Source organism: Achromobacter maghribensis, assembly GCF_057334215.1.
In genome coordinates, this window is sequence record NZ_JBHFII010000005.1 from 91,993 (window position 1) to 113,487 (window position 21,495).

At 66.4% G+C, this 21,495-nt stretch carries 20 protein-coding genes; 3 read left to right on the plus strand and 17 right to left on the minus strand.

The features are described 5' to 3' along the window. Positions 1–83 precede the first annotated feature (83 nt). The 5 genes from ACE039_RS01955 to ACE039_RS01975 are packed head-to-tail and all read right to left on the minus strand — an operon-like array spanning position 84 to position 4,655. Positions 84–959, minus strand: coding sequence for an ABC transporter permease (locus ACE039_RS01955; RefSeq protein ID WP_199196802.1), 876 nt, complete (start codon positions 957–959; stop codon positions 84–86). Continuing rightward, positions 956–2,146, minus strand: a complete 1,191-nt coding sequence (locus ACE039_RS01960) for an ABC transporter substrate-binding protein (protein ID WP_485821541.1) — start codon at positions 2,144–2,146, stop codon at positions 956–958. Before ACE039_RS01960 ends, ACE039_RS01955 begins: the two co-directional genes overlap by 4 nt. A gap of 30 nt (positions 2,147–2,176) precedes the next feature. After that, the gene (locus tag ACE039_RS01965) at positions 2,177–2,974 is read right to left on the minus strand and encodes an ABC transporter ATP-binding protein (RefSeq protein ID WP_448712826.1); all 798 of its coding nucleotides are present in this window, start codon (positions 2,972–2,974) and stop codon (positions 2,177–2,179) included. Further along, complete coding sequence (locus tag ACE039_RS01970; RefSeq protein ID WP_485821646.1) at positions 2,971–4,101, minus strand: acyl-CoA dehydrogenase; 1,131 nt, start codon at positions 4,099–4,101, stop codon at positions 2,971–2,973. Before ACE039_RS01970 ends, ACE039_RS01965 begins: the two co-directional genes overlap by 4 nt. Then, entirely contained in the window at positions 4,101–4,655 is a 555-nt protein-coding gene (locus ACE039_RS01975) for a carboxymuconolactone decarboxylase family protein (protein WP_105557229.1), read from the minus strand. Before ACE039_RS01975 ends, ACE039_RS01970 begins: the two co-directional genes overlap by 1 nt. Positions 4,656–4,866: 211 nt before the next feature. Between ACE039_RS01975 and ACE039_RS01980 the strand changes: the two genes are divergently transcribed. Then, positions 4,867–5,790: a cupin domain-containing protein gene (locus ACE039_RS01980; RefSeq protein WP_485821542.1), complete on the plus strand. Its 924-nt coding sequence runs from the start codon at positions 4,867–4,869 to the stop codon at positions 5,788–5,790. Between the two features lie 23 nt (positions 5,791–5,813). Here the strand turns inward: ACE039_RS01980 and ACE039_RS01985 are convergent, their stop codons facing one another. Both ACE039_RS01985 and ACE039_RS01990 read right to left on the minus strand, forming a co-directional pair. Beyond that, on the minus strand, positions 5,814–7,109 hold the full coding sequence (locus ACE039_RS01985; RefSeq protein WP_485821543.1) for an O-acetylhomoserine aminocarboxypropyltransferase/cysteine synthase family protein: 1,296 nt from the start codon (positions 7,107–7,109) through the stop codon (positions 5,814–5,816). 36 nt (positions 7,110–7,145) lie between these two features. Next, positions 7,146–8,285 carry an aminotransferase class V-fold PLP-dependent enzyme gene (locus tag ACE039_RS01990; RefSeq protein ID WP_485821544.1) on the minus strand — a complete coding sequence of 380 codons (1,140 nt, stop codon included), beginning with the start codon at positions 8,283–8,285 and terminating at the stop codon, positions 7,146–7,148. 169 nt (positions 8,286–8,454) lie between these two features. Between ACE039_RS01990 and ACE039_RS01995 the strand changes: the two genes are divergently transcribed. Beyond that, positions 8,455–9,477 carry an amino acid ABC transporter substrate-binding protein gene (locus ACE039_RS01995; RefSeq protein WP_485821545.1) on the plus strand — a complete coding sequence of 341 codons (1,023 nt, stop codon included), beginning with the start codon at positions 8,455–8,457 and terminating at the stop codon, positions 9,475–9,477. Positions 9,478–9,537: 60 nt separating this feature from the next. After that, the gene (locus ACE039_RS02000) at positions 9,538–11,766 is read left to right on the plus strand and encodes an ABC transporter permease subunit (protein WP_485821546.1); all 2,229 of its coding nucleotides are present in this window, start codon (positions 9,538–9,540) and stop codon (positions 11,764–11,766) included. Here the strand turns inward: ACE039_RS02000 and ACE039_RS02005 are convergent. The 10 genes from ACE039_RS02005 to ACE039_RS02050 form a co-directional block, all read right to left on the minus strand. After that, a complete protein-coding gene (locus tag ACE039_RS02005; RefSeq protein ID WP_485821547.1) occupies positions 11,687–12,670 on the minus strand; it encodes a LysR family transcriptional regulator in 984 nt (327 codons plus the stop codon). The two genes, ACE039_RS02000 and ACE039_RS02005, sit on opposite strands and share 80 nt — an antisense overlap. Before the next feature lie 65 nt (positions 12,671–12,735). Further along, a complete protein-coding gene (locus ACE039_RS02010) occupies positions 12,736–13,755 on the minus strand; it encodes a histone deacetylase family protein (RefSeq protein WP_105557224.1) in 1,020 nt (339 codons plus the stop codon). Further along, positions 13,752–15,104 (minus strand): MFS transporter, encoded by a 1,353-nt coding sequence (locus ACE039_RS02015; RefSeq protein WP_485821548.1) that lies wholly within the window; start codon positions 15,102–15,104, stop codon positions 13,752–13,754. Before ACE039_RS02015 ends, ACE039_RS02010 begins: the two co-directional genes overlap by 4 nt. 154 nt (positions 15,105–15,258) lie before the next feature. Beyond that, on the minus strand, positions 15,259–15,696 hold the full coding sequence (gene ubiT, locus ACE039_RS02020) for a ubiquinone anaerobic biosynthesis accessory factor UbiT (RefSeq protein WP_448710304.1): 438 nt from the start codon (positions 15,694–15,696) through the stop codon (positions 15,259–15,261). Next, positions 15,693–16,586, minus strand: coding sequence for a U32 family peptidase (locus ACE039_RS02025; protein ID WP_485821647.1), 894 nt, complete (start codon positions 16,584–16,586; stop codon positions 15,693–15,695). Before ACE039_RS02025 ends, ubiT begins: the two co-directional genes overlap by 4 nt. Continuing rightward, positions 16,583–17,599 carry a ubiquinone anaerobic biosynthesis protein UbiU gene (gene ubiU, locus ACE039_RS02030; protein ID WP_485821549.1) on the minus strand — a complete coding sequence of 339 codons (1,017 nt, stop codon included), beginning with the start codon at positions 17,597–17,599 and terminating at the stop codon, positions 16,583–16,585. The genes ACE039_RS02025 and ubiU overlap by 4 nt, the downstream gene beginning before the upstream one ends. 82 nt (positions 17,600–17,681) lie before the next feature. Next, on the minus strand, positions 17,682–18,344 hold the full coding sequence (locus ACE039_RS02035) for a response regulator (protein ID WP_485821550.1): 663 nt from the start codon (positions 18,342–18,344) through the stop codon (positions 17,682–17,684). Positions 18,345–18,356: 12 nt separating this feature from the next. Next, on the minus strand, positions 18,357–20,294 hold the full coding sequence (locus tag ACE039_RS02040; RefSeq protein ID WP_485821551.1) for a type IV pili methyl-accepting chemotaxis transducer N-terminal domain-containing protein: 1,938 nt from the start codon (positions 20,292–20,294) through the stop codon (positions 18,357–18,359). Positions 20,295–20,340: 46 nt separating this feature from the next. Continuing rightward, a complete protein-coding gene (gene mobB, locus ACE039_RS02045; protein ID WP_448710309.1) occupies positions 20,341–20,838 on the minus strand; it encodes a molybdopterin-guanine dinucleotide biosynthesis protein B in 498 nt (165 codons plus the stop codon). Beyond that, the gene (locus ACE039_RS02050; RefSeq protein WP_485821552.1) at positions 20,835–21,494 is read right to left on the minus strand and encodes a carbonic anhydrase; all 660 of its coding nucleotides are present in this window, start codon (positions 21,492–21,494) and stop codon (positions 20,835–20,837) included. The genes mobB and ACE039_RS02050 overlap by 4 nt, the downstream gene beginning before the upstream one ends. Position 21,495 lies beyond the last annotated feature (1 nt).

The following is a 21,495-nucleotide window of genomic DNA, read 5'->3' on the forward strand; positions in this document are numbered from 1 at the left end:
CCCCCGCGACCCGGTCCAGCGCAAGCTGCGTGCCATGGTGTGCCCGCCGCCGGGCAAGACCGTGCGCAAGTAGGCGCGGCGCCCTACCCGCGCCAATAGCGGTACAGCGCCCGCGCGGCCGCATCCAGCAAGAAGCCCAGTACGCCGATCATCAGCACCATGGCCATCAGTTCGGAATAGGCCAGGCGGTCGCGCGTATCCAGGATGAAGTACCCCATCCCGGCCGACACGCCCAGCATTTCGCAGGGCACCAGCACAATCCACAGAATGCCGATCGCCAGCCGCACCCCGGTCAGAATGTGCCCCAGCACGCCGGGCAGGATGACGCTGCGCAAGGTTTCCCAACGGGTGGCGGCCACGCTTTGGGCCAGTTGCAGCCAGCGCGGGTCCAGCTGCTGCACGCCTGCGGCGGTATTCAGCACGATGGGCCAGACGGCGGCGAACGTCAGCAGGAAATAGACAGGATCATCCCCCACACCGAACACCATGACGGCAATGGGCATCCAGGACAGCGGCGAGATCATCCGCAAAAACTGCATGGCGGGCGATACGGCGGCCTCAAGGCGGCGCCAGCTGCCGATCGCCAGCCCCAGCGGCACGCCGATCAACAGTGCAAACCCCAGCCCCACGGCAATGCGCCGCAGACTGACCAGGATATGCATGGGCAGGTCCGATGCGGTCAGCAATTCCGCCAGGCTCACGAAGGTGGCGCCCGGCGAAAAACGCCGCGCCATGCCGCCGGCTGGCGACAGGACGTCGGTGCCCAGCCACCACAACGCCAGCAAGGCCGCCAAACCGCCCAGCCCCAACAGGCAACGCCGCCCCAGGCCCAAGCCGCCGTTGCCCGGGCGGCGGACCGGCTTGGCGCTTGATCCGGCCGGATCGGCGCTTCCGGCGGATCCCCCAGGCGCGGCTGCTGCGGGCGCTTGCGAACCGGCAAATGACTCGCGTGCCGTCACGCCTGCACCATTTCAGTCCGCGTATAAGCGTCCGGGAAGCCAAAGCGGCTCAGACCGCCCACGGATTCGATGGCACGCTTGACGTAGCGGTCATCGACAAGCTCACGGGCCGCGCGCGCCGGGTCCAGGTCGGCCAGGAAGCCCCGATCGGCCTCGATCACCGTATCGCGCAAGCGGCGCACCAGTTCCTCGGTGTAGCTGGGGAACGGATAGGGCTGGAAGTCGATGCGGCGCTCGTCCCAGTCGGCGTGGCGGATGGCGCCGCTGCCCAGGTAGCCTTCGCGGTCGGCGGCGGGCGGCGCCAGCACCTTGGTCAAGGCCGGCAAGCCGTGCGGCGTGTAGCGGTTGATGCCTTCCTTGGACAACAGCTGGGCGGTTTCGGCCCGGTGATCGCGTATCCACAGCTGGGCCTGCACGATGGCATCGACCACCTTCTGCGACCACGCGGGACGCTGTTCAAGGTCGCGCTCATGCATAAAGACGACGCAGCAGGCATGGTTGCGCCAGATGTCGCCGGTGAAGCGCAGCACCTTGCCCACGCCCAGCGTTTCGGCGACGGCATTGAAGGGCTCGGCCACGATGTAGCCGGCGATGCGGTTCTGCGCCAGGGCCGGCGGCATGTCCGACGGCGCCATGACGATCAGGTTGACCTCATTCGCGCCGACCGAGCCGTCCTTGCGCGCCACCGGCGTCAAGCCGTTTTCGCGCAGCAGATATTGCAGCATGACGTTGTGGATGGAATACCAGAATGGGATGGCAACCGTCTTGCCGCCCAGTTCCTTGACGCTGTTGATGGCGGGGGCCACCGTCAGGCCCGATCCGCCCACGTGGTTCCAGGCCACGACCTTGGCCGGCACCTTGCTGCCGAAGCGCGCCCATACCGTCATGGGCGACAGCAGGTGCACCACGTTCACCTGGCCGGAAATGAAGGCTTCGATTACCTGCGCCCAACTGCGCAGCAGCGTGGGCTTTTCCGCTTTGACGCCGGCCTTGTCGAACAAGCCATTGTTATGCGCCACCAGCAGCGGCGCGGCGTCCGTGATGGGCAGATAGCCGATCCGTACCGGCGCGTCCGGCTCGCTTTGAGCGCGGGCGTTGAACGCCGACAGCAACGTGCTTGCGCCGCCTGCCGTCAGCAGGGCCGAGAGTTTCAACCAGTCGCGACGCGACATGTGTTCCAGGCACATCTATGAGCTCCTTGGTGGACGAACGTCCGTTCAAACCAGCGCGGGATCGCCGCGCACAACCCGCAGCGCGGCGCGCAGACGGGTCAGGATTTCCAAACGCAGCACGCCCATTTCGGGCAGCAGGTCGGCGCGCGGATGCGGCAGATCCACCTGCCATTGGCCCAGGATGCGCCCGGGCACGCCGCCCAGCAGGACGATCCGGTCGGCCAGCACCAGCGCTTCATCGATATCGTGCGTGATCAGGACGGCGGCGGTCCGGAAATCGGCCACCACTTTGCGCAGCAGCGTCTGCATATCGCTGCGCGTGACTTCGTCCAGCGCGCCGAAGGGTTCGTCCAGCAGCAGCACCGATGGCTGACGCGCCAGACAGCGTGCCAGCGCGGTGCGCTGCGCCATGCCGCCGGACAATTGCGACGGACGCAGGTGCCGGGCATGCGACAGGCCGACTTCATCAATGGCCTGATCAATCCGCGTCCGGCGCTGGTCGTCCGTCAGCACGGGTTGATGGGTGAAATCCAGACCGAACGCGACATTGCGTTCCAGCGACAGCCAAGGCAGCAGGCTGGGATCCTGGAAAGCGACGGCCACGCGGGGGTGCACGCCGGTCAACGGCGCGCCTTCCATCAATAGCGATCCGGCCGTGGCCGACTGCAAGCCCGCCAGCACGCGCAGCAGGCTGGACTTGCCTGCCCCGCTGGCGCCCAGCACCGCCACGACTTCACCGCGCGCCAGATCCAGATCCACGTCATGGAAAACGGGGCTGGCCGCGCCGGCGTAGCGCAGCGCCAGGCCGCGTGCCTGCAGAACCGGCGGCGCGCCGGCCGTCATGCGGTAGCCTCGGCAGCCAGTCTGGCTTGGCGTTTGGCCAGTTCGGTCTTCAACTGGACCAGGCTGGGCGTGACGATCGGCAGGAAGGCGGCTTCGCGCCAGCGCCGCGCGAAGCCCGCGCCGGCGGGCTTCAGATACGCCGCGCCGCCACTGGCCTGCAATTCCAGCTGCACCGCCTGATTCGCGGCTTCAGCCAGCGCGATGCGGATCTCGAACAGCGCCCACGGTTCGGCCACGAAGCGTTCGCTGCGCACGCCAGCGATCAGGCTGGCGGCCAGGGTATCGACCTGCTGGCGCAGCGCTTGCAGGGGTTCACCCAGGATGCCGCGCGACGCCTGGCCCTGGCCGGTTTGCGTTGCGGCTTGCAGCGCACGGCGGGCCAGCCCGATGGACAGGCCGCATTGCAGGCCGGCAAAGGCCGGACGCGCGCCAGGCAGGTACTGCCGAGCATCGGGATGGATCAGCCATTCCGGGCCGATGCGCACACCCTGCACGGTCAACGCCGCGGTGTTGCTGGATTGCAGGGCCAGCAGGGACAGGTCCGGACTGCGGACGAGGCCCGCGATGTCGTGCGGCAGCGCCACCACGGCGGGCGTGCCGTCCGGGGCGGTAACGGCAGCCGCGACCAGAAACCCCTGCGGCCGCAGGTTCGTCACCCACGGCATGCGGCCGTCCAACACCCATTCGCCGCCAGCGTCGCGGGCGCCGATCTGCAACGATTCGATGCCCGACAGGAATTTCATGGCGTTCGATAGCGCGGTGGCGCCGGCCTGTTCGCCCGCCAGCAGCCGCGCCATCCAGGCATCGGCCAGCCCGGTGTTCGGGCTGCGCAACAAGTATTCGATGAAGACGCGCTGGCTCCAGACCACGAAGGCGCTGGCAACCGAGCGTTCGGCCACCTGCGAGACGGCTTCGATCGCGTCGCCGATGTCGGTGCCGCGCAAGCCGCCCTGGGCCGCCGGCACGCCAATGCGGAACAGCCCGGCGTCAGCCAGCCGGGGCAGCACGGCGGCGGCGCCCAGGCTGCCGTCGTCCAGCGCGTCGGCGTGCTGATCCAGCCACGCCGCCAGATCCTGGGGCAAGGCCCAGTCTGCGGCGCGTCCTGCGCCGAGCGGTTGCCCCGCCATCACGCACCGCTCCAGGCGTAGTCGCGCAATTGATCGTTCAACGGCGTCTGGGCCAGGTTGTTGCCGAAGTTGCAGATCGTGGCCAGCCCGACGCCCACGATGACTTCCAGCGCATTGCCGTCCGAATACCCGGCGTCGCGCAACGCCTGCAAGGCGTCGTCGCTGACGCGGCCACGCGTCTGGATGACGGCTTCCGTGAAGGCGGCCAGGGCCTGCAAACGTTCATCGGGCAGCACGCCCTGGGCGCGCAGCGCATCCACGACTTCGGGCGAAAGCCGGGCCTTGTTGCGCGCAAGCGCCGTATGCCCGGCCACGCAGAACGTGCAGCCATGACGCGTCCCGGCCACCAGCTGGACCACTTCGCGCTCTTGCAAGGTCAGGCCCGCGCGGGCATTGATCTGCGATAGCGTCTGATACGCTTCCAGCGCGACCGGCGCGTTAGCCAGGACTCCCAGCAGATTGGACAGGTATCCCGAGGCCTGTTCCGCGGCGGCCAGCGCGGGACGCGTGGATTCGGGAGCGCTTTGCGCGGTATGGACGGGCAAACGAGCCATGAAGATCTCCTGGGGTATCGTAGAAAACCATATTGTGCGGGTGGCCGGCGGCAAGCGACAATGCACGAAGATCGCAACTTGATGCTAGATCTTATCGACTTTCAGCTATGCGCTTATAACCGGATTCGATCCGCGATCATCCTCCTAAACTGCACCGGCTTGCTGACCGGATCAGTTTCATGCCATCACCGCCTGCCTAATTACCTTGCCCTTGCATCCCGATCATACCGACCAGGCCGCCGTCGACGCGCTGCTGCTGTCCAGCCTGGAAGTCCAATCCAGCCTGTATCACCTGGGGCAGTACTGCGGCAATTGGTCCGCCAGCACCAGCGGGCGGGCGCGCGCCAGCTTTCATCTTATTCTGCACGGCCGCTGCCGGGTCGACCTGGGCGAAGACGAAGCGTCCTTGACATTGGGCGCCGGCGACGGCGTCTTCTTCCTGCGCGACATCCCGCATGCCTTGACGCCGCTGGACCCGCCCGCGCCGGGCGCCGCCCTGTGCACCGCCATGGAACCGCTGCTGCCTCGGCAAACAGACAGCACGGGCCTTGCCTGCGGGTTTTTCCAGTTTCGCCCCGGGTTGGCGGACCTGCTGGCCGATACCCTGCCCGACTACCTGGTGCTGCGCGCCGACGATGAACGCTTCCGCACGGCGCGGGGCGTCTTTGAATTGATATTGGGCGAAACGGCACGTGAACCCGGCGCGTCGCCCGTCGTGCTGGAACGGCTGACCGACCTGCTCATCTTCTTCATGCTGCGCCATCTGGCCATCCACGACCGGCAGGCCTATGGCCTGTTCGTGCTGGCACGGGATCCGGCCATGGCGGGCCTGCTCCAAGCCATTCTGGAGGACCCCGCCGCCACCTGGAGCATGCAGGACATGGCGGACCGCCTGCATATGTCCAAGGCAACGTTCCATCGGCGCTTCACACTGCAAAGCGGCACGACGCCTGCGCATCTGCTGCAACGGCTGCGCATGCGCGTGGCGCGACGTCTCTTGAGCCAGGGCATGGGCATCCAGGACGCCGCCGAACGCGTGGGGTACCAATCCCAGGCCGCGTTCAGCCGCGTGTTCCAGCGTACAGAGGGCGTGGCGCCTTCGGCCTGGCGCAAACGCCGCGCGGCGCAAGGCTGAACGCGCAAGCGCCCCCGCGTGGGTCACACCTGCGCCAGCGCCTGTTCCAGGTCGGCGATCAGGTCGTCGATGTGTTCGATGCCGATCGACAGGCGCACCGTCTCTTCGCGCACGCCGGCCTTCTGCAGCTCTTCCGGATTCAGTTGGCGGTGCGTGGTGGAAGCCGGGTGCGTGGCCAGCGACTTCGAATCGCCGATGTTGACCAGACGCGTGAAGAGCTGCAGGGCGTCCTGGAAACGTGCGCCGGCGTCGCGGCCGCCCTTCACGCCGAAGGTGAACAGGCCGGGGACCTTGCCGCCCAGGTACTTCTTTGCCAGCGCGTGGTCGGGGTGGTCCGGCAGGCCGGCGTAGTTGACCCATTCCACCTTCGGATGCTCGCGCAGGTAGCTGGCCACCTTGACGGCGTTCTCAACGATGCGGTCCACGCGCAGCGCCAGCGTTTCGATGCCCTGCAGGATCTGGAAGGAATTGAACGGCGAAATCGCCGCACCCGTATTGCGCAACGGCACGACCCGCGCGCGGCCGATGTACGCAGCAGCGCCGAAGGCTTCGGTATAGACCACGCCGTGATAGCTGACGTCGGGTTCGTTCAGGCGCTTGAAGCGTGCCTTGTGCTGGGCCCACGGGAATTTGCCGGAATCGATGATGGCGCCGCCCAGGCTGGTGCCGTGGCCGCCCAGGTACTTGGTCAGCGACTGCACGACGATGTCGGCGCCGTGCTCGATCGGGCGCAGCAGGTACGGCGACGGCACGGTGTTGTCCACGATCAGCGGCAAACCATGGCGGTGGGCGACGTCGGCCAGCGCGGCGATGTCGGTGATGTTGCCCAGCGGATTGCCCACCGATTCCGCGAAGATGGCCTTGGTGCGATCGTCGATCAGCGCTTCGAAAGCGGCCACATCGCTGGGGTTGGCGAAGCGCGTGGTGATGCCGTACTGCGGCAACGTGTGCGCCAGCAGATTGTAGGTGCCGCCGTACAGCGTGCTGGACGACACGATGTTGTCGCCCGCTTCCGCGATGGTCAGGATGGAATAGGTGACGGCGGCCTGGCCCGAGGCCAGCGCCAGCGCGGCGATACCGCCTTCCAGCGCCGCCACGCGCTGCTCCAGCACGTCGGTCGTGGGGTTCATGATGCGGGTGTAGATGTTGCCCGGCACCTTCAGGTCGAACAGGTCGGCGCCATGCTGCGTGTCGTCGAACGCGTAGGCAACCGTTTGATAGATGGGCACGGCCACCGCGCGCGTCGTGGGATCAGGCCGGTAGCCGCCATGCACGGCAATGGTTTCCAAGCGCCAATTAGGCTTCTTCGGTTCAGTCATGTGTCTCTCCTGGAGATGCGTTATTGATGATTCAGGTCAGACGCCAAGCGCGCGCACGGCGCGCAAGATGCGTTCCACGTCTGCATGATTGTTATAGGCGCCGACGGACAAGCGTACGTAACCATACTCCACTACGCTGGCGATCACGCCCGCCTGATTCAGATGCGCCAGGGCAGCGGCGGGATCGGGCACGCGCAATGCCGTGGTCGTGCTGCGCAACGCGGCGTCAGGCGGCGACACCACCTGCGCGCCCAACGCACGCAGGCCGTCGCCAAGCGCCTGCGACAGTTCCAGCACCCAAGGTTCGATGCGCTCGGGTTCCGCGGCTTCGATCAAATCCAGCGCCCCCGCCCAACCGGCAATGCCGGGATAGTTCAGGTTGCCGGATTCCAGCCGGCGGGCGTCGCCCGCGTCGGATACCCCCACCTGCCATTGCAAGCCGGACTTGTCCAGGGAGGTCACGCCAGACGGGCCGATATAGAGCGGGTCCAACGCGTCCAGCAACTTGGGGGACACGTGCAGGAATCCCACTCCCAACGGGCCAAGCAGACCTTTGTGGGCGCCGCATGCGAAGGCATCCACCTGCCATGCATCGACCTGGGCGCGCAACAGGCCTGCGCCCTGGATGCCGTCGACAATCAGCCAGATGCCGCGCGCCGCGCAACGGCGGCCCAGCTCGGCGATGTCGGTGCGCAAGCCCGTTCCGTACTGCACCCAGGACACCGCGATCAGGCGGGTGCGGGCATCCACGTGGCGCCATAGATCGTCCACCGTGTAGCGGTGCGCGTCCGCCTTCGCCACCCGCACCTGCACACCGCGGCGGCGCAGGTTCAGCCAGGGCAAGGCGTTCGTGGGATGTTCCTGGTCGTCGACGATCAGGTTGTCGCCGTCTTGCCATGCAAGGCCTTGCGCAACGGTATTCAAGCCTTCGGTGGTGTTCTTCGTGAAGGCCAGCCGGCGCGGGTCTCCGCCAATCAAGCGAGCCAGCCGAACGCGTAATGCGTCCGCGTCGCGCAGCCATTGCGGCTTGTCGCTACGGGCATGCGTGATGCCATCGAAGAAAGCGGCGACAGCATCCGCCACCTTGGGCGACAGCGGGCTGGTGTACGCGATGTTGGCGTAGGCCTTGTCACGCGTGATGGGAAACAACTGCCTGAATTCGTCCTGCCAGCTCATGCGCGACCTTCCCTGTCATTCCAACTTGGTATGCCGGAATTCTAGGTATATGACGCGTATCTGGATAAGGCTTAGTTCTTATATTGATATGACCATATAGTCGCTCGAAAATCGCGGACGCCCGCCCATAATTCATGCCTTTCTTGCATACAAATGATACGGGAACGGCATGCGACTGACTCAACTACTCAACGTGGCGGGCGTGGCGGCGGCGCTGACGATCGCCGGCGCTGCCCACGCCGGCACGGTGGACACCATCAAGAAACGCGGTGAACTGGTGTGCGGCGTCAGCCAGGGGTCGGCGGGCTTGTCGATCGCCGACAAACAGGGCCGCTGGACCGGCCTGGACGCAGACCTGTGCCGCGCGCTGGCCGCCGCCGTGCTGGGCGACGCCGAGAAAACGCGCTTCGTCCCGCTCAGTTCGCAACAGCGGTTTCCCGCGTTGCAGTCCGGCGAGATCGACGTGCTTAACCGCAACACGACCATCACGTCCAGCCGCGACGCGGGGTTAGGGATCGTGTCCGCCGGCATCGTCTTCTATGACGGCCAGGGCTTTCTGGTGCCGCGCAAGCTGGGCGTCAAAAGCGCCACCGAACTGGACGGCGCACAGGTCTGCGTGCAGCCCGGCACGGTCAACGAACAGAACCTGGTCGATTACTTCAAGAAGCACAAGCTCACGTATCGCCCGGTGGTGATCGAAAACCTGGTGGAATTGGAACAGGCCTTCTATGCCGGCCGCTGCGACGTCTACCTGTCGGACGCCTCCACGCTGGCGGCCAGCCGCGCCGCGCGGGCCGGCCAGCCGGATGACTTCGTGATCTTGCCCGAGCGGATCAACAAGTCGCCGCTGGGTCCCTTCGTGCGGCAGGACGACGCCAACTGGGCGGCCATCGTGCGCTGGACCGTCAACGCGCTGGTCGCCGCTGAAGAGCTAGGCATCACGGCCAAGAATGCCGACAGCCAGGCACAAAGCAGCGATGCGCAAGTCCGCCGCCTGTTGGGCGTGGATGCGGGCATCGGCAAGAGCTTCGGCCTGGACGAGAGCTGGGCGAAGAACGCCATCAAGGCCGTCGGCAACTATGGCGAAGTGTGGGACCGTAACCTGGGCGCCGCCACCCCGCTGAAGCTGGACCGCGGCCTGAACGCGCAATGGAACCAGGGCGGCCTGCTGTATTCGCCGCCGTTCCAATGACCATGACCTTCTGAACGCGGCGGGCGGGCCCATGGCCCGCCTTTTGCATTGCCACCTGCCATGACGACTGTAACGACTCTTCCCTTCCCTTCTCCTGGCTCACTACGCCGCTGGCTACCGTCGCTGGCCTGGATCCTCGCGCTGGGCGGCATGGCATCCGTCTTGCTGGGGCATATCGAATCGGTGCAGGCCATGCGTGGCATCCAGGGCGGATTCGGATTCCTGCTTCAGCCCGCCGGCTTCCGGATTTCGGAAAGCCTGCTCGCCGTCACGCCGGAGGACCCTTACTGGATGTCGATCGCGGCGGGCCTGGTCAATACACTGACCGTGGCGGCCGTGGCAATTCCGCTTGCGACCGCGCTTGGCATCGCGCTGGGCCTCATGCGCTTGTCGCCCCATCCGCTGGCCGCGCGTTGCGCCGCCGCCATCATCGCGCCATTGCGCAACACGCCCGTGCTGCTGCAACTGTTCCTCTGGTACGGATTGCTGCTACGCCTGCCGGATGTGCGGCAAGCGTGGTCGCCAATGCCGTCGGTGCTGTTGTCCAACCGCGGGCTGGCTTTGCCCGCCGTGCAAAGCGCGTTGCCCTATGCCGCCCTCGCGCTACTGGCCTTGATGTTGGGTTGGCAGGCAAAACGCCGCTGGGGCAACGGCGCCGCCATCGCCGCATTGGCCATCGCCGCATTCTCCGCGCACTGGCTGCCCGCCATGCAGATAGACCTGCCCGTCAAGCGCGGGCTGGGCCTGCAAGGCGGTTGGCAGCCCAGCATCGAATTCGCGGCGTTGCTGATCGGCCTGGTGGTCTTCCATGCGGCCTACATCGCCGACATCGTGCGGGCCTCGGTACGTGCCGTACCGGTCGGGCTGGTCGAGGCCGGCCAGGCCATGGGCCTGACGCCTTGGGCCGTGCTGCGCAGGGTGATCGCCCCCTACGCCACGCGCGTCGCCCTGCCCCCTTATGCGAACCAGTGCCTGGCGCTGGTCAAGAACAGCACGCTGGCGATCGCCATCGGCTACCAGGAACTGATGGCCGTCATCAACACCGCCATCACGCAAACGGGTCTTGCGCTGGAAGGGATTGCCCTGGCCGTGGCGGTCTACCTGGCGCTGGCGCTAGCGCTGGGCGGCGGCTTGTCGGCCTGGAACGCGCGCAATACCCGCCATGGCCCGGGCGACACGCACGGCGCAAGGCTGGGGGACCGCCCGTTGTGGCGCGCAGCCGGCCGCGACGCGCGCCCGTGGCGCCGCAAGGTGGTGTCGGTAGCCTTGACCGTGCTACTGGCCGCCGTCTCCTGGGCGCTGCTGGACTGGGCCGTGTTGCGGGCCGTCTGGCGGGGCGACCCCGCAGCGTGCGCCGACGCTGCCGGCGCCTGCTGGGCTGCCGTGGGCGAAAACCTGCCGCTGCTGTTCTTCGGCACCATGACGCCGGCCGACCGCTATCCCGGCGCCGTCGCCTGCGTGGCGTTGCTGGGCGGGATCGCACTGGCGCTGGGCGGGCAGCGCGTGCCTGCCCGGGCGCGCGCCGCCGCGTTGGCCGCGCTGCTACTGATCGTGGTTGGCGCGTTGACGGGCTGGCCGTGGGGCGGCGCCTTGATCGGTCCGCAGCGCTGGGGCGGGCTGCTGGTAACGCTGATACTCGCCATCGCCGCCTTGGCCGCCGCCGTGCCGCTGGCCTTTGCTTTGGCGCTGATACGCCGGTCCGGCAGCCGCGCGGGCGCGCTGGCCGCGGCCTGCCTGATCGAAGCCGTGCGCGGCATTCCCCTGGTGACGCAGCTGCTGTTCGCGTCTTTCGTGCTGCCGATGCTGCTGGGCGGCGGCATGTCGAAATTCAATATGGCGCTGGCGGCGCTGACGCTGCATACCGCCTGCCTGCTTGCCGAAGTGCTGCGCGGGGCGTTACAGGCTATCCCGCCAGGTCAGATGATGGCGGCGCGCGCGCTGGGCATGCGCCCCGCCACCGCCTATGCCACGGTGATCTGGCCGCAGGCCCGCCGCATCGCCGCCCCTGCCGCGCTGGGCGTCTTCGTCGGCGCCGTCAAGGACACGTCGCTGGTCAGCATCATCGGCGTGTTCGACGTGCTGGGCGCGGCCAAGGCGGTGGTGGCCGGTACCGATTGGCGGCCCTACCACGTCGAGGTCTATCTGGCCGTGGCGTTGTTGTATTTCGCGGCAAGCCTGGCGCTGTCGCGGGTGGCCAGGCGAATGGAAATCAGCCCGCGCGCGACGCCAGCGGCGTGCGGCTTAAAAAACGATCGAAGGCATTCAGGTACGCCACTTCCACCGCCGTAAGCTTGCGCTGCTTGTGCCAGGTCAGGAACACATCGATTTCGGCCACGGACTCGGCGGGCGGCAGGCGCCGCAGTTCGCCGTTGAGGACATCCTGGCGAATCAGGTGTTCGGGCAGGAAGCTCAGCCCGATGCCGGCCACCACCATGCGCCGCACCTCTTCGATATTGGGCGACGTGCCCACGATCCGGCCCGTGAAGCCTTGCTGGTCACGGAAGATGGTCAGCGGGGACAGCGTGTCGCCGATCTGATCACTGGCGAAGCACACAAAATTCTGGTCCATCAGGTCTTCGATGCTGACCCGCTGCCTGGAGAACAGCGGATGATGCCGGCCGCACACCACCGCGTAATGGTGCCTCAGGAACAGGCGCCGCTCCAAGGCATCGACGGGCTTGCGGCACAGGCAGATGCCTAACGCCGGCACCCGCTTGGCAAGCGCGTCCAGGATGGCCGCACTGGGCAGCACGTCCATGTGGAATTCGATCTTGGGATAGCGCCGATGGAACTGCGCCAGGAAGTCATCGTATGCCGGGCTTTGCACCTTGCTCATCACCAGCAGCCGCAGCGTGCCTGCGATCTCTGCCTTGTCCTGGGTGGCGGCGTTCTCGATGCGCGCCATCGTGCCATACATGTCGCGGGCGATCGCGTAGATCTCGTCGCCCAGGCCCGTCAAGCGGAATTCGCCGTTGCGCCGATGCAGCAGCAAGCCGCCCACCGCCTCTTCCAGCCGCTTGAGCGCCTGGCTGACGGCTGGCTGGCTCAGATGCAGCGCCTGCGCCGCCCGGCCCACCCCGCGCTCTTGCACCACGAACATGAAGGTGCGCAACAGGTTCCAGTCCATGCGTTCGGGCGCAAGCGTCAGCGCGGTGGGCGGCGAAGTCGGTTTTCGGGCGGGCGGCTGGGGCATGGCATCGCGGAAGGGATCGAAAAAAAGGCTGTCGAACCCCGCTGGCCATGCCGGCGCCGCGCGCTTCAAACGCCGGACAGCCCCGCGAAAAACCGCGACGCGTTGGATTCCAACCCTTCGATATAGTAGCCGCCTTCCTGCACGATCACGGTGGGCAGCCGCAAGCTGCCGACTTCCCGGCCCAGGCGTTCGAAGCCGTCTTCCGTGACGGCGACCATGGCTTGCGGGTCTTTTTCGAAGATGTCGAAACCCAGCGACAGGACCAGCGCGTCCGGCTGGAACAGGTCGATCGCCCGGCGCGCCTGGGCCAGCCGGTCGAAGAACACCGACTCGGGGGAACCGTGCGGCATGGGCAGGTTGATGTTGTAGCCATAGCCCTCGCCGGCCCCGCGCTCGTCCTCGAAGCCCGCGACAACAGGGTAGAAGTTCTCGGGGTCACCGTGGATGGACACGTACAGCACGTCGTTGCGCTCGTAGAAAATCTCCTGGATGCCCTGGCCGTGGTGCATATCGGTATCCAGAATCGCCACGCGGCCGAATGCCGATCGGAGCCGTTGGGCCGCGATGGCGGCGTTGTTCAGATAGCAGAAGCCGCCCGCGGCGTCGCGACGGGCATGATGGCCGGGCGGACGGCAGATCGCGTAGGCGTGGCGGTCGCCCGCCAGCACGGCCTCGGCGCCGGCAACCGCGCACTGTGCCGCCCAATACGCCGACTGCCAGGTGTGCGGACCCACCGGGCAACTGCCATCGGCCAGGTAGCGGCCCGCCTTGGCCAGCACGCCGCGCAGGGCGTTGGGTTCGCGTACAAATACGTTGGACACGACTTCGCCGCCCCAATCGCCCGGCAGCTTCATCCAGTCTTCATGGGCGCTTTGCAGGAATTGCAGATAGTCCAGGGAATGCACGGCCGACAAGGCTCCCGCCCCATGATCGGCCGGCGCCTGCACGTCGAATCCCAGCTTGCGCGCCGCCTGCACCAGGCCATCGAGCCGCGCCGGCACCTCCTGGGGGGTGCGCATCTTGCCGCGCGAAAAATAGGTCTGCGGGTGGTGCAGCTTTTGGTCGTCGTGGAAAAATGCCTTCATGCTTGCTGATCCTTCAGTTGGAATTGCTCGGTGCGCTGGCCGGCATTGCCTAGCAGCAGGACGGAAACCAGGGAAAGCAACGATATCGCCGAAAACAACAACGCCAGCGGCCACCACTGGCCTTTGAAATTCTCGGCCAGCACGGTGCCCAGCAACGGCGTCAAGCCGCCGAAGATGGCGCCCGACAGCTGATACGCCATGGAGATGCCGGTGTAGCGGATGCGGGTCGGAAAGCTGTCGCTGACGTAACCTGCGATCACCGCGTAGTAGGCGCCCATGAAGAATACCGCCACGCCAACGCCCAGCGTAATACTGGTAAGCGAGCCCTGGTCGACCAGGTTGAACATAACGTAGGGCGTGAACATCGATACGAACGCCATGGCGCCCAGGAACCGCAGGTTGCCGACACGGCTGGCTACGTAGGCGGCCAGCGGCGTGATGAAGAACTGCATGATCGACACGACCAGCAGGCAGTCCAGGATCACCGCGCGGTTCAGACCCACGTATTGCGTGGTATAGGCGATCATGAACGTGTTGGTGAAGTAGAAGCCCGCGATACCCAGCACATTGGCCCCAACCGCCAGCATCAACAGGCGGGGCGCGCCGCGCAGCACCTGGGCAAGCGGCGCCTGCACGGGCGTGGCGGATGTGGTGGCCGAGGCCGACTTGGCCCGATCGGCCTGCGCCTGCTTCTCGGCCAGGAAATCGGGCGATTCGTTGACGCTCAGCCGGATCACGAAACCCACGATCAACAGCACGGCCGAAAACAGGAACGGCACGCGCCAGCCCCAGCTCAGGAAGGCGTCATCGTCCAGGCCCGTCACCAGCTTGAACATCAGCATCGACAGAATCAGCCCGGCGGGGCTGCCCAATTGCGCAAAGGACGCGAAGAAAGTGCGCTTGCTCTGGTCCGGCGAATGCTCGCCGGCCATCAGCACCGCCCCGCCCCATTCGCCGCCCACCGCAATGCCCTGCACGATGCGCAACACGATCAGCAGCACCGGCGCCCAGAAGCCGATGGAGGCATAGGTGGGCAACAGGCCGATCAACACGGTCACCGAGCCCATCATCACCAATGTGATCACCAGCGATTTCTTGCGCCCGATCTTGTCACCGATATGGCCAAAGATCGCGCCGCCCAGCGGGCGGGCGAAGAAGCCCACCGCGAACGTGCCCAACGCGGCCAGGGTGCCGTAGAAGCCGGAGGCCGACGGGAAGAAGAGCTTGCCGAACACCAGCGCCGCGGCAGTGGCGTAGATGTAGAAGTCGTACCACTCGATCATGGTACCGACGAAGGCGGCGGTCGACGCGCGCACCGGCTGGTGCCCTGTCGCAGTTGTTCCCCTCATGTTTATCTCTCTTAAGGTAGGTTGAGGTCTATCAGCCCGCTGTTATAGCGCTGGCCCCACCATAAGAAAAATTCTTATTTCTTATCCGCCGTATTACTTTGTCTAATGAGTAAAAACCCTTATTTCGTAGTGGCTTGGCGCTGCCGCGGCCTCGTTAGCCCCCTGCCCCGCGCAGCCGCTCCAGCCACGCTGGCCGGGGCGCGGCATCCAGCCAGTTCTTCACGATCAGGCCAAGTTCGGTGTCCCCCGAAATCCGCAGGCGGCGTTGGAAGAACAACGTGTCGGCGTCGGTTTCCGCCCGCACCAGGCTGACCAGGTCGGCCAGTTTGGCGCCCAGTTCCAGGTCACATGTGGCGCGGTCCCAGGCGGGCCGGAATGCGCCGCCACGCACTGTGAAGGCGCTGCGCAGGCCCAGGTCTTCAATGGTGATCGCGAAACTGCGGCCGTCCAGTTCCGCTGGCGGCTGTAGCCAATTGAGCCGTCGCGACAATTCCAGGCCGGCGACGAAGTGCAACGAGACGAATGGCGCGGGCAGCCGCCGGCCCAGGCGGGCAAGCCACGCCGGCGGGCCGAAGTTCAAGGCGGAACTCACGCGGTGGCCTCCAGCAGTTCGATACCGGAGCGGCCGTGGTAATAGCCGTTGCATCGGCCCACGCCGGCGGGCGGAGAAACCGGCATGGGCGCGCCGCCGTCACGGATCGCGTCCAGCGCCTCCACGGCATCCAGGGTACCGGATGACTGCGGGCTGACGCGCAGGACGTCGACGCCCATGCGGGCAAGTTCGGACGCCTGAGCCAGCAAGTCCAGGCACGCGGCGGACTGCACCTGAATGCCATTGATGCCCAGGAACTCGCGAGACTCGCGCGTGCGCATGTCCAACCCGTCGGGATGTTCGATGCAACGGAAACCGCAATCGTCCTTCTTCAGGCGGAAGTGCCGGGCGGTAAAGCAGCGCGCCGAAAAGGCCAGCGCCATGCGGCCCCACACCATCACTTCGGCCGCCATGTCGGTCGGGCGTTCTTCGAGCAGGCGGGCCAGCGTGGCGCCGTCCATTTCCAGCGGCGCCACGAAGCGCACCGCCCCCTGGCTGGCCAGCCAGCGCAGCGTGCCGCCGTGATAGGCGTTCACATGCGGGCCGGCCACGAAGGCGCGGCCCGCCAGATGCCGCATCGCGCCCAGTTCACCCGCCTCGACCATGAAGTCGTCCTGGTCGCAGAGCTTCTTCAAGGCGTGCGCCTCCGCGCCGGTTTCGATCAAGGTGCGGCTGGACAGCACCACGGTTTTGCCCGCGTCCCGGAGATCGCGGGCAAGGTCCAGCCAGTCGTCCGCGCGCAGTTCGTGGCGGCGGCTACAGACCGTTTCGCCGATGTAGAGGATATCGGCCGGGCTGTCGGCTAGATCGGCGTAGAAGTCCAGCGTGCGCTGGCGCGGCCAGTAATACAACAGCGGGCCAACGGATATCTGGAATGGGGTCGGTTTCATTTCCATGGACGTTCAAATGCGCCTTGGGTGACTTGGGATCCTTCCGCATGGCGCGCCAGCAAGGCGTTCCATTCGGGCCGCGGGGAAAAGCGCGCAGCGTCGGCATGCACGCTGTCCAGCGCCGCACGCAGTGTGGAGACCACCTGCGTGACATAGGCCGGGCTGCGCTGGCGGCCCTCGATCTTGATGGCGGACACACCCATTTCGGCCAGGCGCGGCAACAGGCCGATGGCGTTCAGGCTGGTGGGCTCTTCCAATGCGTGATCGGCCACGCCGTCGACGTCGAAGCGGCCCTTGCACAACGTGGGATAGGCGGCTGGCTCGCCGGGTTCGTAGCGGTCGATGAGAATGCCGGACAAGCGCGCGTCCATGCGGCCGTTCTCTTCTACCCAGCGCACGGCGTGGGCGGGCGAACACACGCCTTTGTTGTTGGGGGAATCGCCGGTGGCGTAGGACGACAGCAGGCATCGGCCTTCCGCCATGACGCACAGGCTGCCGAAGCCGAAGACTTCGACTTCCACGCTGACGTTCGCGCAAATGCGGGCGACTTCGGCCAGGGTCAGCACACGCGGCAACACCACGCGGCGGATGCCGAATTGCGCTTTCATCAGTTCAATGGCGTCGGCGTGCGTGGCGGAGCCCTGCACGGACAGATGCAAGCGCAAGTCGGGATAGCGATCGCTGGCGTAGGCCAAGAGGCCGGGATCGGCCATGATGACCGCATCCGCGCCCAGCCCGTGGGCGGCATCCACCGCGTCGTGCCATTCTTGCGCGCGGCCCGCCTGCACGAAGGTATTGATGGCGAAGAGCACCTGCCGGCCCTTGCGGTGCGCCAGGTCGACGCCGGCCCGGATGTCGTTTTCGGTGAAATTGAGCCCGGCGAAATTGCGGGCGTTGGTGGCGTTCTTGAGCCCGAGATAGATGGTATCGGCGCCCGCCTCGATTGCGGCTTTCAAGGCAGCCAGGCTGCCGGCGGGGGCCACGAGCTCTATGGGAGAGGTTCGAGTTTGCATGCCGGCCAGTCTAGGGTCCGGCCGCCATCCGGGCCTTGTCGCAGATCAAACCCGGCTGCGCCCGCGCCGTGAAAACGCGGCGCTATTCTTCGGAATGCAGCCCGTGTTCCACGGCGTACACCGCGACCTGCACGCGGCTGGTCAGGTTCAGCTTTTTCAACACGTTCTGCACGTGGATCTTGACCGTGCTTTCGCTGACGTCAAGCTCACGCGCGATGACCTTGTTGCTGGCGCCGCGCGCCAGGCATTGGACAATCTGCGTTTCGCGCGCGGTCAGCCGGTGGCGTTCGGCGTTGCCGGGCGTCTGCGCCGCCAGCGAGGCCTGCCCCCGAAACTGGTCGACCAGCTTGGCGGTCATGCTTTCGGCGATGACCGATTCACCGGCCGCGGCCCGGCGGATGGCCGTGGTCAGCACTTCGGCGTCGATGTTCTTCACCAGATAGCCGCGCGCGCCATCGCGCAGCGCCTGGCCCAGCTCGTCGGCCTCTTCCGAGACCGTCAGGATGATGACCGCACAGGACGGCAGATCCTGCGTCAGCAGTTGCAGCGTTTCCAGGCCGGACAGGCCAGGCAGGTTCAAGTCCAGCAGCACCACGTCGGGCTTGAGTTCCTTGGCGCGCTTGATGCCCTCGACACCATCCCCCGCCTCGGCCACCACTTCAAAATCGGGCTGGCGTTGCAGCAGCAGGCGCACGCCGGAACGGAACAGCGTGTGGTCATCGACGAGGAGGATACGGATAGGCATGTTGGGAACGTGTCAGGCGGCCTGGCGTTCGCTGCCAGGCAAGGTCAGCGCGACGCGCGTGCCGGCGCCGAGCTGGGATTCGAGTTTTATCACGGCACGCATCCGCGCGGCGCGCTCTTGCATGATGTGCAGGCCCACATGGGACTCGCCGCGTTCGGCCACTTCGGCAGCGTCGTAACCTTGTCCGTTATCGCGGATCAACAGCGAGAAGTCGCGCTCGTTGCTTACCGATATCTGCACCTGGCTGGCTTCGGAGTGCTTGCGCACATTGGATAGCGCCTCTTGCAGGATGAACAGCACCTGCAGCTGCTGCTCGGGTGGCAGCGGCCCGCCTTCGTCCCCGCCGAAATGCAGGTCGGTGTCGATGCCGGTCTGCCGGCGGAAGCGGTCCACGGTGGATTCGATGGCGGCCCGCAGATCCCCCTGCCCCAGCTTGCTGCGGAAGTTGGTCAACAGTTCGCGCACGTCCTGGTAGCTTTCGTCCACGCCCGTGCGCAGCAACGGCAGGATCTCGGTGATTTCTTCCTGGTCGCCGCGCTTGACCGCGCCGTCCAGCATCTGCAATTGCAGGTTCAGAAAATTCAGCCCCTGCGCCAGGCTGTCGTGCAGGCCCTGCGCGACCAGCCCGCGTTCCTGCACCACCGCCAGTTGCCGGGCCTGCGCGCTTAAGCGACGGTTGTCCAGCGCCACGCCCAGGTGCTGGCCCAGGGTCTCCAGCAACTGCGAATCGGACGGCGCCAAACGGCGTTGCTGGCGGAAATGCAATGAATACGATCCCAGGACCTCGTCGCGGGTCACGATGCGAAACACCGCCACGCTGGCAAAGCCCTCGCGCTGGCAGTTCAAGTCCAGTTCGGGCGATGCATGGCGGAAATCCTGGATGACGATGACACCCGCCTGCCGTGTCGCGACGCCGCAGTAGCAATCGCCGACCTTCATGCAATGTTCGGATTCCACGAGTTCGTCGGACAAGCCCACCGACACCACCAGATTCAGCTTTTCGTTGGTGGGATCCAGCGCCCGGATGCTGCCGCCCTCAGCGTCGAACTGCAACATGACGCGGCGCAAAAAGCCGTCGCACATGGCCTCGATCTCGTTCGGCTGGTTCAAGAAGGCCGCCATGTCGTACAGCGCGCCGATGTCGCGGTTCTGCGCGGCCAACTGCGCGGTCTTTTGCTCTACCCGCTGTTCCAGGCCGGTGTACAGGTCTTGCAGTTCGTCCGCCATGCGGTTGTAGCCACTGGCCAGCAGCCCGAATTCATCCTGGCTTTCCACCGGCAGACGCGTGCTGAATTCGCGCTCGGCCATGCGCTTCAGGCCGTCGCGCAAACGCAGCACGGGCGCGATGATCCATAAGTACAGCAGATAGATCATCGCCAGCGTGCCGGCGCTGGCGATCGCGGCCAGGATGCCCTGCGACAGCCGCAGCGACGTGGTCTTGCCAGCGTTGTCCTGTTCGATCATTCCCACCAGGGTATCGGCGCGCGAGACGAATTCAGGCAGGGTCTGCAGATACGTCGCGGCGTCGGGCTGCCCGATGCTGCGCAGCGCGGCCGGTTTCATGACGTCTTGCCAGTAACTGGCCACGTCGTGCCATTGCGCGCGGATCTCCGCGTTGCTGGGAATGAAGAGCGGTCTGGCCGGGTTGCCCCGCGCCAACCGCGCGATGGTTTCGTCCAGCACCGCGATCTGCTCTTGGGTGCGGACCTCGCGGCCGGCCTGCGGGCGCATCAGTTCGACCGCCACGCGGTTGGCGCGCATGCGCAGGCTGCCCGTGTCGTTGATGGCCGCGCCGGCGCCTTCCAGTTGCCAGGACAGCCATAGCGTCCAACTGATCATCGACAAAACTACCACCAGCGCCGCCAGTGAACTGGCGATGATGCGCGTGGACAGGCGATGCCGCGGCGAAGGCAGGCCATCAAGTCCGGCGATGGGTGAGGAAGGCGTCATGACGATCGGTGCAGGCAGCGCGGTACGGCTGACAGTGTAGACGCCTTCATTCCAGGCCCAGCGCGCCGCACAGGAAATCAACCACCCGCGCCGGGTCGTTCAGCGGCAGGCAGGGCAATCCGGCGTCCAGCGGCGCGTCGGTCGCGACCGCCAGGAAACTGCTGTCTTGCGCATGCAGCGGCGGTTTGCCCAGCGCGGGCCGAAAAACCTCGATGCGCGGGATCGCCGCCTGCTTGAAGCCTTCGACCAGCACCAGATCGGCCGGCGACAGGCGGGCCAGCTGTTCCGCCAGCGAGGGCTCCGGCGCATCGCGCAGCTCGTGGACGATGGCGTAGCGGTAAGGCGACGCCACCATCACTTCCTGCGCGCCGGCCAGCCGGAAGCGCGCGCTGTCCTTGCCTGGCGGCTCCATCTGGAAATCGTGGTGGCTGTGCTTGATGACGTTCACGCGCAGGCCCCGCGCCGCCAGCAACGGCAACATCGCTTCGATCAAGGTGGTCTTGCCGCTGCCGGACCGGCCGGCAATACCGAAAACTGGGGTCATGCATGCTCCGTAAACAAGGGACAGACTACGGGCAGAAACGCGTCTGCCCGCGGCGAGTATGCCAGCAATGCCCCGGCCACCAGATCGAAGTACCAGCCGTGCAGCGTCAGGTCGCCCGCCTGGACCGCGCGGCGCACGAAAGGAAGGTCCTCGAGGTTGCGCAGCGAGATCAGGATGGACGCCTGCTCGCAGGCGCGGCGGCGCTCGGCGTCGGTGGCGGCCGGCATCTGCCGCAGCACGCGGTGGCGGGCCGGTTCCGCGATGTCCATCCAGCGCTCGAGATAGTCGGTTTCGCCATCGCTGCGGGCGCGCCGTTCCATCAGCGCCCGGATGCCGCCGCAATGCGCGTGTCCCAACACGATCACGCGGCTGACCCGCAATTGCTCCACCGCGAACTGTATCGCCGCCAGCACGCCCTGCAGACCGCGATCGGCGCTGGCGGGCGGCACCAGGTTGGCCACGTTGCGCACCGCAAAAATGTCGCCGGGGTCGCAGCCCAGCATCATGGCGGGGTCCACCCGGGAGTCGCAGCAGCCGATCAGCAGCGTGCTGGGGTGCTGGCCGTCGCGCAGATTACGGTACAGCGCGGGCGCCTGTTCGTAGTATTGCTGTTGAAACCGCTGGAAGCCATCGACGAACCGTTCGATATCTCGCATG